Annotated in this window: 14 protein-coding genes; 5 read left to right on the top strand and 9 right to left on the bottom strand. The window is 63.7% G+C overall.

What is annotated here, in order from left to right; translation table 11 throughout:
• Positions 1–8: 8 nt before the first annotated feature.
• Together hutH and P3T43_RS21055 are read right to left on the bottom strand one after the other, a co-directional pair.
• The gene (hutH, locus tag P3T43_RS21060; RefSeq protein ID WP_429282977.1) at positions 9–1,532 is read right to left on the bottom strand and encodes a histidine ammonia-lyase; all 1,524 of its coding nucleotides are present in this window, start codon (positions 1,530–1,532) and stop codon (positions 9–11) included.
• A 260-nt stretch (positions 1,533–1,792) separates the two neighbouring features.
• A complete protein-coding gene (locus tag P3T43_RS21055) occupies positions 1,793–2,680 on the bottom strand; it encodes a LysR substrate-binding domain-containing protein (protein WP_429282976.1) in 888 nt (295 codons plus the stop codon).
• 136 nt (positions 2,681–2,816) lie between these two features.
• On the opposite strand from P3T43_RS21055, the gene P3T43_RS21050 reads away from it, so the two are divergent.
• Together P3T43_RS21050 and P3T43_RS21045 are read left to right on the top strand one after the other, a co-directional pair.
• Entirely contained in the window at positions 2,817–3,719 is a 903-nt protein-coding gene (locus P3T43_RS21050; RefSeq protein ID WP_429282975.1) for an NAD-dependent epimerase/dehydratase family protein, read from the top strand.
• Between the two features lie 228 nt (positions 3,720–3,947).
• Positions 3,948–4,130, top strand: coding sequence for a hypothetical protein (locus P3T43_RS21045; RefSeq protein ID WP_429282974.1), 183 nt, complete (start codon positions 3,948–3,950; stop codon positions 4,128–4,130).
• 87 nt (positions 4,131–4,217) lie between these two features.
• Here the strand turns inward: P3T43_RS21045 and P3T43_RS21040 are convergent, their stop codons facing one another.
• Both P3T43_RS21040 and P3T43_RS21035 read right to left on the bottom strand, forming a co-directional pair.
• Positions 4,218–5,579, bottom strand: a complete 1,362-nt coding sequence (locus tag P3T43_RS21040) for an APC family permease (RefSeq protein WP_429282973.1) — start codon at positions 5,577–5,579, stop codon at positions 4,218–4,220.
• Positions 5,580–5,772: 193 nt separating this feature from the next.
• Complete coding sequence (locus P3T43_RS21035; RefSeq protein ID WP_429282972.1) at positions 5,773–6,591, bottom strand: carbon-nitrogen hydrolase family protein; 819 nt, start codon at positions 6,589–6,591, stop codon at positions 5,773–5,775.
• 138 nt (positions 6,592–6,729) lie between these two features.
• Here P3T43_RS21035 and P3T43_RS21030 point away from each other — a divergent pair, with 138 nt between their 5' ends.
• The gene (locus P3T43_RS21030) at positions 6,730–7,593 is read left to right on the top strand and encodes a response regulator transcription factor (protein WP_429282971.1); all 864 of its coding nucleotides are present in this window, start codon (positions 6,730–6,732) and stop codon (positions 7,591–7,593) included.
• Between the two features lie 49 nt (positions 7,594–7,642).
• Here P3T43_RS21030 and P3T43_RS21025 read toward each other — a convergent pair whose 3' ends face one another.
• The 4 genes from P3T43_RS21025 to P3T43_RS21010 form a co-directional block, all read right to left on the bottom strand.
• Positions 7,643–8,371: a DUF899 domain-containing protein gene (locus P3T43_RS21025; protein WP_429282970.1), complete on the bottom strand. Its 729-nt coding sequence runs from the start codon at positions 8,369–8,371 to the stop codon at positions 7,643–7,645.
• Between the two features lie 22 nt (positions 8,372–8,393).
• Entirely contained in the window at positions 8,394–8,822 is a 429-nt protein-coding gene (locus tag P3T43_RS21020; protein ID WP_429282969.1) for an SRPBCC family protein, read from the bottom strand.
• Entirely contained in the window at positions 8,729–9,154 is a 426-nt protein-coding gene (locus P3T43_RS21015) for an ArsR/SmtB family transcription factor (RefSeq protein ID WP_429282968.1), read from the bottom strand. Before P3T43_RS21015 ends, P3T43_RS21020 begins: the two co-directional genes overlap by 94 nt.
• A 107-nt stretch (positions 9,155–9,261) precedes the next feature.
• Positions 9,262–10,644 (bottom strand): NCS2 family permease, encoded by a 1,383-nt coding sequence (locus P3T43_RS21010; RefSeq protein WP_429282967.1) that lies wholly within the window; start codon positions 10,642–10,644, stop codon positions 9,262–9,264.
• Between the two features lie 576 nt (positions 10,645–11,220).
• Between P3T43_RS21010 and P3T43_RS21005 the strand changes: the two genes are divergently transcribed.
• Both P3T43_RS21005 and P3T43_RS21000 read left to right on the top strand, forming a co-directional pair.
• Positions 11,221–12,225, top strand: a complete 1,005-nt coding sequence (locus P3T43_RS21005; RefSeq protein WP_429282966.1) for a PRC-barrel domain-containing protein — start codon at positions 11,221–11,223, stop codon at positions 12,223–12,225.
• Positions 12,222–13,466: an MFS transporter gene (locus tag P3T43_RS21000; protein ID WP_429282965.1), complete on the top strand. Its 1,245-nt coding sequence runs from the start codon at positions 12,222–12,224 to the stop codon at positions 13,464–13,466. Before P3T43_RS21005 ends, P3T43_RS21000 begins: the two co-directional genes overlap by 4 nt.
• A 91-nt stretch (positions 13,467–13,557) precedes the next feature.
• Here the strand turns inward: P3T43_RS21000 and P3T43_RS20995 are convergent, their stop codons facing one another.
• Complete coding sequence (locus P3T43_RS20995; protein WP_429282964.1) at positions 13,558–15,009, bottom strand: MFS transporter; 1,452 nt, start codon at positions 15,007–15,009, stop codon at positions 13,558–13,560.
• Between the last annotated feature and the right edge of the window lie 82 nt (positions 15,010–15,091).

Genomic DNA, 15,091 nt, shown 5'->3' with positions numbered 1-15,091 from the left:
TGCGGTGCTTACTGTTCGGACGGGAACACGTACGGGCTATGCGCGGCGATCGTGCCGTTCTGCACGAGATGCGTGATCGCGGCGATGTCCGGTGCAAAGTAGTGATCGAGTTCGTAATGCGCGACTTCCTTGCGCACGGTCTGCATGACTTTCTGCAGGCTCGGGCTGGTCTCATGCGGCGCGCGCAGATCGACGCCTTGCGCGGCGGCGAGTAGTTCGATCGACAGGATGTTGGCCGTGTTCTCGGCGATGTCGCCGAGCTTGCGCGCAGCAAACGTCGCCATTGATACGTGGTCTTCCTGGTTCGCGGAGGTCGGCAACGAATCCACCGAAGCCGGATGCGCGAGCGTCTTGTTTTCCGATGCAAGCGCAGCCGCCGTGACGTGGGCGATCATGAAGCCGGAGTTCACGCCGCCGTCGCGAACGAGGAACGGCGGCAGACCGGACAGCGTGGAATCGATCAGCAGTGCGATGCGACGTTCGGCGAGCGCACCGATTTCGGCCGCGGCCAGCGCGAGATTGTCCGCGGCAAACGCTACCGGTTCAGCGTGGAAGTTGCCACCCGACAGCACTTCGCCCGTGTCCGGGAAAATCAGCGGATTGTCTGAGACGGCATTGGCTTCGATCAGCAGCACGTCGGCCGCATGGCGCATCTGGTCGAGACACGCGCCCATGACCTGCGGCTGGCAGCGCAGGCTGTACGGATCCTGCACCTTGCCGCAATCGCGGTGCGACAGATTGATGGCCGAGCCGTCGAGAAGCGAACGGTACGCCGCCGCGGCTTCGATCTGACCTTGATGACCGCGCAGATCATGGATGCGATGGTCGAACGGCTTGACCGATCCGGCCGCCGCATCCACCGATAACGCACCCGCCACGAGTGCCGTACGGTACAGATCTTCGATGGCGAACATGTTGTACAGCGCCAGCGCGGTCGAGGCTTGCGTGCCGTTCAGCAGCGCCAGGCCTTCCTTCGCCTGCAGCGTGAGCGGCTTGAGACCGGCGAGGCGCAGGCCTTCGGTGGCGGCCATGCGCTCGCCTTTGGCGATCACATCGCCGACGCCGAGCAGGGTGGCCGACATGTGCGCGAGCGGCGCGAGGTCGCCCGAGGCGCCCACCGAGCCCTTGACCGGAATCACCGGCAGCACGTCGGCATTGAACAGCGTGATCAGCGCGTCCATCACTTCGCGGCGGATGCCGGAATGACCGCGGCCGAGGCTCGACAACTTGAGCGCGATCAGAAGACGCACGACCGGACGCGACATGGGCTCGCCCACGCCGACCGCGTGCGACAACACCAGATTGCGTTGCAGCAGCTCGAGCTGCTCACGCGGGATATGCGTGCTGGCAAGCCGCCCGAAACCCGTGTTGATGCCGTAAGCGGGCTCGCCCTTCGCGGCGATATCGGCGACCGCCTGCGCGCAGGCGTCGATGGCGGCAAAGCTGGCGGGATCGAGTTGCAGCGTGACCTGTTCACGCGCGATCTGGCGCAGTTGCGGGAGAGTCAGGTGGCCGGGCTTGAGCGTCATCATGGAAGTGAGTCCTGTCTATACAAGTTGAGAGAAGTCTAGCGGCGCCAGCTTGTATATACAACTTATTTTTAATCGTTTGTGATTAGTGGTTTCCCGAGGGTCTGGTTGAGCCCTGCCGCATTGCTGGCATGCTTTTCGCAGAAATTCACCGGGCCGGTGCGTGGCGCTGCACCCAGTGAGGGCGTGCCAACCTGCGCCGTCATTTCACGAGAACTTGTATATACAGCGGATCGTCCGCTTGAAATGATGGAGAAGTGTGACTAAAGGTCGAGGCGTGGCCCGATGAAATCCAGAAACGCCTGCACCCGGCCGGCCAGCGTGGCGCTCTGATAAAACACCGCACTGACCGGTTGCCGGTCGTCGACCAGCACGTCTTCGAGAATTCGCACGAGCCGTCCATCGCGTACGTCCGCGAGCGTCATGAAATCGGACAGGCAGGCGATACCGCTATCCGCCATGGCCAGTTGACGGATCGTCTCGCCGCTCGACGCCGTCATGGCGGGCGCGATCTTCAACGCAGCACGTTCGCCGTCGCGCAGCGGCCAGCGGTTCAGATGCTCGGGCGCCGTAAAGCCGATCAGACGATGCGCATGCAGCGCCTCGGCAGCATCCGGCTCGCCGTGCCGCGCCAGATAACCCGGGCTCGCCACGACGCGCCGCTTGCTGCTGCCGAGCGAGCGCGCATGCAGCGTCGAATCCTGCAGTACGCCAATCCGGATCGCGATATCCACCGTCTGTTCGAGCAGATCGACGATCCGCTCGTTGCTGGTCAGCTCGAGATGGATCTCCGGGTACAGCGCCGAAAACGCCTGCATATGCGGCGCGATGCAGTGAAGCATGAAGGGCGACGCCGCATCCACGCGCAGACGCCCGCTGGGCCGCTCGCGCCGCCGGGCGACGGACTGCTCGGCCTCTTCCATGGCGTCGAGAATCGCCCGTGCCCGGCCGAGGAACAATGCGCCCTCTTCCGTGAGTTGCAGCCGCCGTGTCGTACGGCGAATCAGGGCCGTGTCGAGCTTCTTTTCGAGCCGCGTCAGTGCCCGGCTCACGCCCGACACCGTCTGTTGCAGCTTTTCGGCGGCGGCCGTGATCGAGCCGCTGTCGACTACGGTCACGAAAACCAGCAGCTCGTCGGTCGAAGTCTTCATTGTTGATTTCAAGTCAAGATTGATTTGAGACTAACACGCTTTTTGCCAGAATCAAGACGGCGGATACTGGCTCCACTGCAGCGGAAATCCAGCGATTCCCGCTTATCCCGGCTGTCCCAGCCATTAGGAGAACGTCTTGAACATATTCATCACCGGTGCCAGCGGTTTTATTGGCGGCTCGATTGCGGCGGGCCTCGTGCGCGCCAGACACCACGTACGCGGCCTGATCCGGAATCCTGAACACGCTGCTGAGCTGCAGCGCCATGGCATCGAAGCGGTCGCCGGCACGCTCGACGATCGCGCGTTGCTGATCGCCGAAGCCCAGGCCGCGGACGCCGTCATCAACGCGGCCAGCAGCGACCACCGTGCGGCCGTGGAAGCGCTGATCGAAGGCCTCGCTGGCTCCGGCAAGCCGTTTTTGCATACGAGCGGTTCGAGCATCGTCGGCGATGCATCCGGTGGCGAAGCCGGCGCGGCCGCGATCTATCACGAAGACGCTCTGCCCGAACCGACTGCGGACAAAGCGGCCCGAGTTGCCATCGACCGTCTGGTGCTCGAAGCGGCCCAGCAGAATATTCGCTCAGCCGTGCTATGCAATACGCTGATCTATGGCCACGGCGCCGTGGCGGGTAGCGCCAGCGTGCAATTGCCGCGCCTCGTGCGCCAGGCGCAGAAAAGCGGTGTCGTGCGGCAGGTGGGAAGCGGCGGCAACATCTGGTCGAACGTGCATATCGACGACGTCGTCGAGCTGTATCGGCTCGCGCTGGAGAAGACGCCGGGCGGCACGTTCTACTTCGTGGAAAGCGGTGAGGCATCGTTCCGCGACATGAGTGCCGCTATCGCCCGCGCGATGAACCTGGGACCAGCGCAGGACTGGCCGCTGGCCGAGGCCGAAAAGGAATGGGGCTATGAAATGGCGAACTACGGGCTCGGCTCGAATAGCCGGGTACGGGGCGAACGGGCGCGCAAGCTGCTCGGGTGGCAGCCGAAGCGGAATTCGGTGGTGGAGTGGATCGAGAAGGAGATGGTGGCGCGGTAGGAGATCAGCGCCCTTTGGGGCGCCCCCCAAGGGGACTTCCTCCGGGCGCTGACGGCGCCCTCCAGGGCGCCCCCCAAGGGGACTTCCTCCGGGCGCTGACGGCGCCCTCCAGGGCGTAATCTGTGTAAGCGATTTTGTTGCGAATTCGTAAGCTCAACTCGTTAAAATCCAGCCGAATTAATGCGTCGTTTCGCAAACGCGAACCGACCTTCGAGCCCGGATCCCTCGATGAGCCTCGCGCTAAATTTCGATTGGCTGACCAACCTGATGGCGATCCTGTTCGTCGTCGCATGTCTCTATGACGTGCGCTACGACGAATACGGCACCTTGACCATCGCGGCCGCGGCAATGGGACTCGTCGTCATGGCCATCGAACTGTTCCTCAGACCCGCCTTCGAGTTGTCACTATAGCCAGCAAGGCGGCGCAGTCCATCCACTCAGACAGCGCCGCCGGCCCTGCCCCGGCATGCCAGTTCACACACCGGGCAGAAGCAGCACTTACAGGATCACCGCCACTTCCGGCGGCGCACGACGGAAGCCCCGTGTAAGCCAGCCGAGATAAACCAGGCCCAGCACGAACCAGATCGCGCCCAATACCAGCGCCGTCTTCTCCAGGCTCACCAGCAACCACAGATCCGCCAGCGCACCCAGCAACGGGAACAGCAGGCCGCCCAGCACACCCATGGTTTGCGCACTGCCTTTGGCCAGAAAATACTGGCGTACGACGCACAGATTGACCGCGGTGAACGCGAGAAACGCGCCGAAGTTGATGAACGAAGTGGAAGTCGCAACATCGAGCTTCAACGCAATCAGACCCACCACTCCCGCAATCGCGATGTTGATGGCCGGCGTCTTGAACTTCGGATGCACGAAACCGAAAATGCGCCGCGGCAGCACTTCATCGCGGCCCATCGCATACAGCAGACGTCCAACGCTTGCCTGAGCCGAAATGCCCGAAGCAAACTGCGCGAGAATCAGCCCGGCCAGAAACACCGTCACGAAGATATCGCCGCCCACCATGCGCGCCACTTCGAACGCAGCGGAATCCGGATCCTTGAACACGGCGCCCGGGTGCGCAAGCTGCACCGTATAGGCCGCAATCACGAAGATCGCCCCGCCGATCAGCGCAATCAGGACGATCGCACGCGGCATGGTCCTCTCCGGCGCAATGGTCTCTTCGGTGAGCGTCGACACCGCATCGAAGCCGAGATACGAATACGCGGCAATCGCGGCGCCCGCCATGGTCGCGGAGAACGGCACGTGCGGCTTGAAGAACGGTTCAGCGGAAATCAGCCCGCCCGGTCCCATCGCCGCCGTCACATAGTGACAGCACAGGACAACGAACAGTGCGACGATCGCCAGTTGCACCACCATCAGCACGATGTTGAAGCGGTTCGCGAGCTCAATGCCGAGGATATTCAGCGCGCTCGTCAATACGATGAACGCGACGATCCAGATCCAGCTCGGCACCGTCGGAAAGGCCGCGCTCAGATAGGCGGCGCCAATCAGCCAGATCACCATCGGCAGGAAGAAATAATCGAGCAGTGTCGCCCAGCCGATCATGAAACCCAGATGCGCATTGAAGGTCTTGCGCGTATACGTGTAGGCCGATCCCGCTACCGGGAAGAGCCGCGCGAGTTTGCCGTAGCTCAACGCGGTGAACACGATGGCGATCAACGCGATCAGATAGGCGAGCGCGGCCGTATCGTTGCTCGCGCTGGCGAGCACGCCGTAAGTACCGTAAACGATCAACGGCGCCATATAGGCGAGGCCGAACAGCAATACCGAAGGCAGGCCAAGTGTGCGCTTGAGGTGCGTGGTTTGCGTGCCCGCTCGTTCGGCGGGGGATGAGGTTGTCATGCAGTGTCTCCTGGGTATCGCCGGCCAGCGTGGCCGGACGAACGGGCGGTTTTAGTGAATGATCAGGTTTGCTACGGACGTGCCGCATCACCCGCTGGATGAAACAGGTCCAGTACTGCGACTCCAGATATCGTGGCGCGGTCTGGCGAGAGCGGTCCGCGCGAACGCCGGACCCTCGCCTCGTGCCACGCGCCTAACGGATCACGCGGACACGCTGGCCGTTCTCGCCGTCGAGCGTCTTGAGATCCAGCGCGATGCGCGCGTCATGCAGGTAGCGATAATGTTCACGCGCGTTTTCCAGCCGAGCGGGATCGAGGCTCGCTTGCAGCACGGTCTGCGCGGCGCCTGCTTCGCAGACGACCTCGCCGAACGGATCGATCAGCGCCGATTCGCCGGGGAAGCTCAGGTTGTCGTCACCCGTGCCGGTCCGGTTGACAAGCGCGGCAAACATCTGGTTTTCCATTGCCCGCGCCACGATCGCGCGGCGATGCACCGGGCCGAACGGATCCATGTTGCCGTTGGTCACCAGCAGCAGATCGGCGCCCAGCGAGGCGACTGCGCGCGCGGTCTCGGGGAATTCGATGTCGTAGCAGATCAACATCCCGACGGTCATGCCCTTGAAGCTGCACACTTCGTAGCGATCGCCCGGTTCGAACACACCGACGTCCGACGCCCACAGATGCGTCTTGCGATAGCGCAGCGCCAGTTCGCCCTGCGCGTCGATCAGCACCGTGGTGTTGTAAAAGCGGCTGCCGTCGCGCTCGGCGAGACCTGCCGCAACCGCCACGCCAGCCGAACGCGCGGCGTTGCGCACGCGCGTCAAGGCCGCGCCGTCGAGCGGTTGCGCGACATCGGCCACCGTGTCGCGGGTGGGGAAGCCCGAAAGCGTTGTTTCGGGAAAGACGATCAGATCCGTACCGTCCGCACGTTTCTCGATCACTTCGAGCACGCGTTGCACGTTGGTGTCGGTCGCGCCATCCTGAATCGGAATCTGCGCCAGTTCGAGCTGCATTGATGTCTCCTTGCTTTGCCAGTCCGCTTCGTCCACGTCTACTGATTATTTCGGCCGTCGCCGAAGCGCCTGGCGCTATTATCACCAGACATATTTATCGTGGAATCACCCGGCTGGGTTACCCTCAACGGAGCAGGCATGGAACTCGAATGGCGCGACCTCGCCTTTCACAGGGAAATTGGCGCGGTCATCGAGGCGCTCGACAGCACGCAGTTCTGGACCCGGCTCACCCGTGCGCTGCAACGCTACGTGGCCTTCGACAACTGGGTGGCGCTGCGTTTCACGCCGGACGAGGCGCCGCTCGTGTGCGCCGAATCGCCGACGCCCGACGGCACGGTCGATGTCATGTTCCAGGATTATCTGGCGGCGCTCTATCAGCTCGACCCGTTTTATATCGACGCGTGCGAGCGGCCCGCATCGGGCTTCGTCACGCTCGCGGATGTGGCGCCCGACAACTTCTCGATGACTTCGTACTATCAGCGCTACTTCAGGAAGAACATCGTCGGCGACGAGGTGCACTTCAACTATAGGATCGATGCGCGGCATACGCTGGCGTTTTCACTCGGCGCGACCCACGGCTATGGCGAACGGGACCTCGCCGTGCTGGCCCTGTGCGCGCCGTGGGTGATCGCGCTGATGCGCCAGCGCTTGCCGCATGAAACCTTCGACACATCCGCCGCGCCGGGCATGGGCGAACCCGTTGAGGTGAACAAAGGAACTGCTACAGGTTCCCCACCCGCCGCCGATGTGCCGACCTACGCGGAGCGCTTCACGCAGGTGGCGCAGGCCGGTGGACACACGCCGCTCACGGCGCGTGAAGTGGAGGTGGCGATGCTGACGCTCAGCGGATTCTCCACGCGGGCGATTGCCGAAAAGCTGGCCATCTCGTTCGAAACCGTGCGGGCCCACAAGAAACACATTTATACCAAGCTCAACATTAATTCACAGTCCGAACTGTTTGCGCTGTTCTACGAAGCGGGACATCGCAGTACGCAGTCGTGATGCGAGCATCGAGGCGCCTGCCGGAAGCGCCCCTGCTCACTGACGCCGGCTAGCCGCACGCCGGACATCCGCGTGGCGCGTCCCCGTAACGGTCGTGATGCTTGACCCACTCGCCCAGGTTCCTGACTTCATTACGTCCCTTCGGCGCGATATCCAGATGCGTATAGGTGCCGATAAACGGCTCGCCACCACGCGCATAGCTCGAATAGGTGTGAAAGAGATCGCCGGCCTCGTCCTTATAAAACGCGCTATGCCCGGGCGCTTCGTCGCCGGAAATGTCCTGTTCCTCGAAGTTGTAGAAGGCCTTGCCCTGCGCGATCTCCTCCGGTGTGAACGACACGTGGTAGTCGAAATTGAAATCGCTGTCATGCGACGACACCCAGCGAAACCGCCACCCCATCCGCTTTCTGAACGCCTCGATCTTGTCGAGCGGCGCACGCGAAACGGCCATGTACGAGACGTCGTGATGTTCGAGATGCGCCAGCACACCATCGACACTGTCCGACAGGAATGAGCAGCCAGGGCATCCCTCCTGCCATTCGGGGCCCAGCATGAAGTGGTAGACAATCAACTGGCTGCGTCCGTCGAACAGTTCGGCGAGCGTCTTGCGGCCTTGCGGCGTATCGAACGTATAGGTCTTGTCGAGCTTGACCCACGGCAACGCCAGGCGCTTGCGGTTCAGTTCATCGCGCGCATGCGTGAAGGCCTTTTCTTCGGCCAGCAACGCGCGGCGCGCAACCAGCCATTGTTCCCTCGAGACAGTGCTATGCGGTTCCATCTGCTCTCTCCTTCCTCAGTAGTCACACCAGGTAGCGTTCAAGCCCGTCGAGCGCGGACGTCCAGCCCGCTGCATGCGCGTCGCGCGCGGCTTCGCCAACCAACTGTTCGTGAGTCAACGTCAACAGCGTGCCGTCGCCGTCAGGTCTTAAGGTCACCGTAACGAGCGATTCGCGTTCAGGGGTCGAGCGCCACGTCCACGTGAAAACCAGTTTCGCGTCCGGCACCACTTCCAGATAACGGCCGCTGACCGCATGCTCGGCACCGTCCACGCCGCGCATCACGAGTTGAAAACGCCCCTCGACACACGCTTCCACTTCCGCGTGAATCATCTGGTTGTCGTTCGGGTGCATCCACCTCAGGATTTGCGCCGGTTCCGTCCAGGCACGGAAGACTTTCGCGGGCGCGGCGTTGAGACGGCGCTGGAGCGTGAGACTGGGTTGGGTGGACATGGCTCATCCTCTTCGACAAACGCAGCAAGCCGATCGAGCTGTTCGGTCCAGAAGCGCTGATAGCGGTTGAGCCACTGCATCGCTTCCTCCATCGGCCCGGCAGACAAACGGCACGCTACCGTACGGCCTGTCTTGGTACGCGTGACGAGACCGGCCTCGGCTAGCACATCGAGATGCTTCATCACCGCTGGCAACGACATCTCGAACGGCTGCGCGAGTTCGCTCACCGACAGATCGTGCCTATCGGAAAGGCGCGCAAGGAGCGCACGCCGCGTCGGGTCGGCGAGCGCCGCAAAGGTGCGGTCGAGAACGGCTTCGGAAAACTTAACCATGAGGTTAAGTGTAGTCGCGCGAAACGGGATGTCAAGAACGCGATGAGCAGGCGAAGTCCCCTCCCACCCACGCGTTACAGCGATCGCACCAACCGCTCCCGCTGAAATCAGATCGCCCAGCCGCCGAGGTAGAACACGGCCAGTACGATTGCAATCGCCACCGTGCCGACGTTCAGCTTGCGATACTCGCCACTCACGATGCGGCCGATCACCAGCGTGCTGAATCCCAGCATGATGCCCGTCACGATGTTGGCAGTGAGCACGATGAACACCGCGCATACCAGACCCGACATCGAGTCGACCATGTCGTCCATATTCAGCTTGCTCACGCTCGACAGCATCAGCAGGCCGACGTACATCAGCGCGGGAGCCGTCGCATACGAAGGCACCAGGCCGGCGAGCGGCGAGAAGAACATCACCACCAGGAACAGCAGACCGACCACGGCCGCGGCCATACCCGTCTTCGCGCCCGCTGCCACGCCGACCGTCGATTCGATATACGCAGCAGCCGGTGCACCGCCGAGAAAGCCCGAGAAGATCGAGCTCAGCGAGTCCGCGGTCAGCGCACGGCCGCCGTTGATGATGCGGCCATTGGCGTCGAGTTGACCGGCCTGCCCGGCGACGGCGCGGATCGTGCCGGTCGCGTCGAACACGGCCGTCATCACGAGGGCCAGCACGCTAGGCAGCACCGCCAGCGAGAGCGCGCCCTTGATGTCCATCGCGCCGATCAGCGAAGCGTGACCCGGCGCGCTCAGCGACGGCAAGGCAAATACACCGTGAAACGCCACGGCCGGATCGATCAGGAGTCCGATCGCAGAAATCGCGACAATCACGATCAGGATCGAGCCCGGCACACGACGGCGCACCAGTCCGAAGATCGCAGCCAGGCCCGCCACCGACATCAACGCCGGCAGCGCCGTGATATTGCCGAGCGAGACCGGCAGACCGGCGCCCGGGTTCTTCACGACGAGGCCCACGTCGTTGGCCGCGATCAGCAGCAGGAACAGACCAATGCCGATGCCCGTACCGTGCGCCACGCCGGAGGGCAGGTTGCGCAGGATCCACGAGCGCACGCCCGTCACCGAAATACCGGTGAAGACAATACCCATCAGGAACACCGCGCCGAGCGCGACGGTCGGATGCAGGCCCTTGCCCAGCACGAGACCAAAGGCCGTGAAGGCGGTGAGCGAGATGGCGCAGCCGATCGCGATCGGCAGCTTGGCCCAGACGCCCATCAGCAGCGAACCGAACGCCGTGGTCAGGCACACGGCCACGAAAACCGCGCTGGTGTCGAAGCCTGCCTTGCCGAACATGCCAGGCACGACGAACACCGAATAGACCATCGCCAGAAACGTGGTGACGCCGGCGATGATTTCCTGACGCTGCGAACTGCCGCGCGAGGAGATTTCGAAATACCGGTCGAGAAAGCCCTTGGAGTCGAAGGTTTCGACGCCGACATCGGAAATCGGCTGGGCGTGGGGTTCCATCATGATGAGTGCCTCCTTTATCAGCATGCCGAAACAGCCGGGGCACCGGCTGTCATCAGGTTCGTCTCGTTGCGTTTATGTAGTGGGGTGAAGCAAGGTTTGAACGTTCATCCAGACGGACAGCCTGTGATTCAGGCCGCTCCGCTTTCATCCGAGGATTCCCGACATCCCTTACAATCGGGCACCTACGTGTCGGGTGAAACCTGTGGGGCACAACCCGCGTCAACACCGTTCATCAGTTGCTGTCCCGAAATGTAGGCGAATACAAATATGGCTCCCATCGCATGAATGGCATGCCGGTCATGTCGCGATGCTTATATCGTTTAAGCCACGGCGGCATGCGGGTCCAGCCCGCGCGTATACACCTACGGCTCTTCACGCGCCTGCCGTCGGTCTTCGCGCTGCACGATGCCGCATCCGCCGCGCAGATGAACCGGGTCCGCGGTTTTTCCTGTCAATGCGGGCCGGAACGCGGCGCGCCGCGGGTTAAACTCTGACGCATACGCCGTTTCAATTGCAGCAGCCGCGGGTGCGGCGAGCCCATCGCACCCTCCGCTCTCGCCCATGGAGTCCTTCTTGATGAGTGGCGGTTTTCCACGTCCAGCTTGCCGTTATCCGATCCTTCTCGTCCTCGCGGCCATGGCCCTGTCGGGTTGCAGCTTGCTGCGCGGACCGCAGCAGGCGCCGATCACCGAGGCCGTGCCGGTCCTCGTCTCGCCCGACGGCTCCACGCTCGTGGCCGGACCGCCCGAGACCACCGTGCAGACGGAAGCGGCCAAACCCGAAGCGCCGCCGAAACCGAAACGTCCTCCTGCCCCGCCCCGCAAGCCCGAGGAGCCGCCGCCCCCGCCCGCGCCGCCGCCTCCGCCGCCGCCCGCACCTGCGCCGCTCATCGTGACGCGGCTGATCGACCGCAACCAGGCGCATGGCCTGCTCGACAGCGAAGTGCAGAAGCCCGACGGCAAGGTCGTGGGCCGCGCCGTCGATCTCGTCACGGACGCGAGCGGCAAGCCGATCGAAATGGTCGTGAACCTGCAGGGCTTCCTTGGGGTCGGCGACCGCAAGGTCAACTTCCCGTGGAACGTGTTCCGCTTCACGCCGAACGCCAAAGCCGCGACTATCACGCTCAATCTCGCGCCGGGCCAGGCGCCGCCCGCCGACCGCTCGAAAGCCGCTGCGGCGGCTGCCGGCACCGCAACGGCGACGCGCTTGCCGCTGCTCGATGCCACTGTCGAGCGGCCCAACGGCGGCAAAGTGGGCCGCGTGGTCGACGTGCTGATCGACGCTAACGCGCAGCCGCAAGCCGTGGTGCTCGACGTCAGCGGCGGCATCGTCAACACCGACCGGCGCACGATTGCCGCCAACTGGTCCGCGCTGCACTTCGGCACCAAGGACCACGCGCTCTATCCGCTGCTGGATCTCAGCGACGCCGCGATCGCCGCATCTCCGGCCTACGACACCGGCCAGCCGGTCCGCGCCGTCTCGCCCGCACCACCCGCAGCGCCCGCAGCGCCCGCTAGTGCGCCCGCCGCGGCTGCGTCATCGTCTACAGCGGCGGCTTCGACCGCACGGGCGGCCCGATGACAGGCCGCCTTTTGGTTAATGCCCGCAGCCTGCGCGCGCTCGACTGGATGAACTTTTTCGTCGCCAACGTGCAGACGGGTTTCGGGCCCTTCATCGCGTCCTATCTGGCGTCGCACAAGTGGACCCAGGGGGAAATCGGCATGGCGCTGTCGGTCGGCACCATCAGCGCGATGGTGAGCCAGGTGCCCGCCGGCGCCGCCGTCGATGCCATGCGTAACAAGAAAGGCGCGGCGGCCTGGGCGATCATCGCGATCATTCTCTCCGCCGTGCTGCTCGCCAGCAGTCCGACCGTGCTGCCCGTGATCGCCGCGGAGGTTTTCCACGGCTTTGCCAGTTGCATGCTGGTGCCGGCGATGGCCGCCATTTCGTTCGCACTGGTGGGACGCCAGAACCTCGGCGACCGGCTTGGCCGCAATGCGCGCTGGGCGTCGATCGGCAGCGCGATCGCAGCCGGGTTGATGGGGCTGTTCGGCGAGTACTTCTCGTCGCGCGCCGTGTTCTGGCTGACCGCCGCGCTTGCCATGCCCGCGCTGATCGCGCTGAGCATGGTGCAGAACACCGGCACGCTCGACCCGTTGCCGCAGGCCAAAGCCGAACCCGATGCGGACGAGAAACGCGAAAGCCTACGCGAGTTGCTACGCGACAAGCGCATGTTGATCTTCGCGGCCTGTATCGTGCTGTTCCACCTCTCGAACGCGGCGATGCTCAACCTCGCGGCCGGCGAAGTGACGGCCGGCATGGGCGATAACGTGCAGCTCGTGATTGCAGCCTGCATCATCGTGCCGCAAGCGATCGTCGCGATGATGTCGCCGTGGGTGGGACGCTCCGCGCAACGCTGGGGACGCCGGCCCATTCTGCTGTTCGGCTTTTCCGCGTTGCCGCTGCGCGCGCTGTTGTTCGCGGGCATCAGCAGCCCCTATCTGCTGGTGCCGGTGCAAATGCTCGACGGGCTGAGCGCTGCCGTGTTCGGCGTCATGCTGCCCCTGATCGCCGCGGATGTGGCGGGCGGCAAGGGGCGCTACAACCTGTGTATCGGTCTGTTCGGACTGGCGGCCGGGATCGGCGCGACCTTGAGTACGGCGGCGGCAGGTTTTATCGCGGATCGTTTCAGCAATACGGTCAGCTTCTTCGGTCTCGCAGCGGCTGGCGCGCTGGCGGTGCTGCTGGTGTGGGCGGCCATGCCGGAAACGCGCGAGAGCGAGACCGTCGCGCGGCCGGAAGGGGTGCCGGAGGCGAGATAGTGCGTAGTTGCAGGTTGCACCCAAAATGATCCGCAGTGAAAGGCCGGTGTCGCTCGAGCGACACCGGCCTTTTCTTTGCGCGAGTTGTCCCTCAATCAATCGGTCTGCCCGCCGTTTCGCGCATGAACGGCAGCGGCAGCAACGACACCAGCCCGCAACCGATCAGATACCACGCCGGCGCGAGCGTGCTGCCCGACAACTGGATCAACCAGGTCGCGAAAAATTGCGCGAAGCCGCCGAAGATCGATACACCGAGGCAATACACGATCGACATCCCGGTTGCCCGGATTTCGCGCGGAAACATCTCCGGCAACATCACGATATTCGGCACGGCGGTGAAGGTCACCAACACCGCAAGCACAGCGACGACCGCCAGCAATACGGGGACCGTCGGCGATGCATTGATCAGCATGAACGCCGGATACACGGCAGCAATCAGCAAGACACGCGAGATCCACAGCACGCGCTTGCGGCCCACGCGGTCGGATAACGCGCCAGCAAACGGCGACAGGATCACGGTGACGAATGCTGCGGCCCACGAAGCCCACAGCGCGAGCGACATGGGCAGATGCAGAATGCGGATCGCATAAGTGGACAGATAGAACAGCACGATGTAGTTCGCTGCCGTGCCGCCAATGGTCGTCACGACGCCCGTTGCAATCACGCCGAGGTGGTTGCGAAAAATCTCGCGCACCGGTTGCGCATGCGCCGCGACGATGCACGCTTCGCTCGTGCCTCCCTCGCTGCGTGCGCGCCCTGCTTTATCCCGCGTTTCGGCCTCGATCGGCTGCGCGGCGAGCGGCAAGGTTTCGTCCAGATGACGGCGAATGTAAACCCCGATCGGGCCCATCGTCATGCCGATCACGAACGGCACGCGCCAGCCCCAACTTTCCAGAGCAAGCGTGCTCAGGCTCGCCGCCAGCGCGACGCCGAGCAGCGACCCGCACACGGTATTCAAGCCCTGGCTCACGAACTGCCAGCTGCCGTAAAAGCCGCGCGACTTGTCGCGCCCATATTCCATCAACAGCGAGGTTGACGCGCCGATCTCGCCGCCGAGCGCAAAGCCTTGAATCAGCCGCGCGAGAATCACCAGCAGCGGTGCCGCCACGCCGATTGCCGCATAGGTCGGTGCGAAAGCGATGATCGCTGAGCCGAGCGTCATCATCCACAGCGTGAGACTCATCGCCGCCTTGCGGCCGGCGCGGTCCGCATAGGCGCCGAGCACCACACCGCCAACCGGTCGCATGATGAAGCCCACGCCGAACGTCCCCGCTGCGAGCATCAGTTGCGCGAGTTGCCCTTCGACCGGGAAATACAGCTTGCCGATGATCGTGGCGAAAAAACTGTAGATGGTGAAATCGAAGAACTCGAGACCGTTGCCGAGCGTAATGGCGGCGATGGCTTTGGCGTGGCTGACGCGTCCGCGCGCTTTTGCAGGCACGCTGTCGAGCAGCCCATGACAGGTCGATGTGTCATACGCCAGGCTGTCGTGGGCCCGTTCTTGCGAGCCCGCTTGCGGCTGCGGTGTGGCGGAATAATCCATGGGTGCGTCTCCTCCCAGATGTGCTGCAGATGCGTCGCTCCGTGACGACGGATGTGGATCCGCCTTTGCACGCTGCCGAATG

The sequence above is a fragment of the Paraburkholderia sp. GAS41 genome, assembly GCF_050436545.1.
Taxonomy (GTDB): Bacteria; Pseudomonadota; Gammaproteobacteria; order Burkholderiales; family Burkholderiaceae; genus Paraburkholderia.
Note: the sequence above shows the minus strand (reverse complement) of the source record. Positions and strands in the feature narration are given on the sequence as shown.

Excerpts from the sequence above, each read along its gene's own strand:
- P3T43_RS21055 (WP_429282976.1), bottom strand. The coding sequence starts at position 2,680 with ATGAAGACTTCGACCGACGAGCTGCTGGTTTTCGTGACCGTAGTCGAC.
- P3T43_RS21000 (WP_429282965.1), top strand. The coding sequence starts at position 12,222 with ATGACAGGCCGCCTTTTGGTTAATGCCCGCAGCCTGCGCGCGCTCGAC.
- P3T43_RS21005 (WP_429282966.1), top strand. The coding sequence starts at position 11,221 with ATGAGTGGCGGTTTTCCACGTCCAGCTTGCCGTTATCCGATCCTTCTC.
- P3T43_RS21015 (WP_429282968.1), bottom strand. The coding sequence starts at position 9,154 with ATGGTTAAGTTTTCCGAAGCCGTTCTCGACCGCACCTTTGCGGCGCTC.
- P3T43_RS21025 (WP_429282970.1), bottom strand. The coding sequence starts at position 8,371 with ATGGAACCGCATAGCACTGTCTCGAGGGAACAATGGCTGGTTGCGCGC.
- P3T43_RS21030 (WP_429282971.1), top strand. The coding sequence starts at position 6,730 with ATGGAACTCGAATGGCGCGACCTCGCCTTTCACAGGGAAATTGGCGCG.
- P3T43_RS21010 (WP_429282967.1), bottom strand. The coding sequence starts at position 10,644 with ATGATGGAACCCCACGCCCAGCCGATTTCCGATGTCGGCGTCGAAACC.
- P3T43_RS21035 (WP_429282972.1), bottom strand. The coding sequence starts at position 6,591 with ATGCAGCTCGAACTGGCGCAGATTCCGATTCAGGATGGCGCGACCGAC.
- P3T43_RS21045 (WP_429282974.1), top strand. The coding sequence starts at position 3,948 with ATGAGCCTCGCGCTAAATTTCGATTGGCTGACCAACCTGATGGCGATC.
- P3T43_RS21040 (WP_429282973.1), bottom strand. The coding sequence starts at position 5,579 with ATGACAACCTCATCCCCCGCCGAACGAGCGGGCACGCAAACCACGCAC.
- P3T43_RS20995 (WP_429282964.1), bottom strand. The coding sequence starts at position 15,009 with ATGGATTATTCCGCCACACCGCAGCCGCAAGCGGGCTCGCAAGAACGG.
- hutH (WP_429282977.1), bottom strand. The coding sequence starts at position 1,532 with ATGATGACGCTCAAGCCCGGCCACCTGACTCTCCCGCAACTGCGCCAG.
- P3T43_RS21020 (WP_429282969.1), bottom strand. The coding sequence starts at position 8,822 with ATGTCCACCCAACCCAGTCTCACGCTCCAGCGCCGTCTCAACGCCGCG.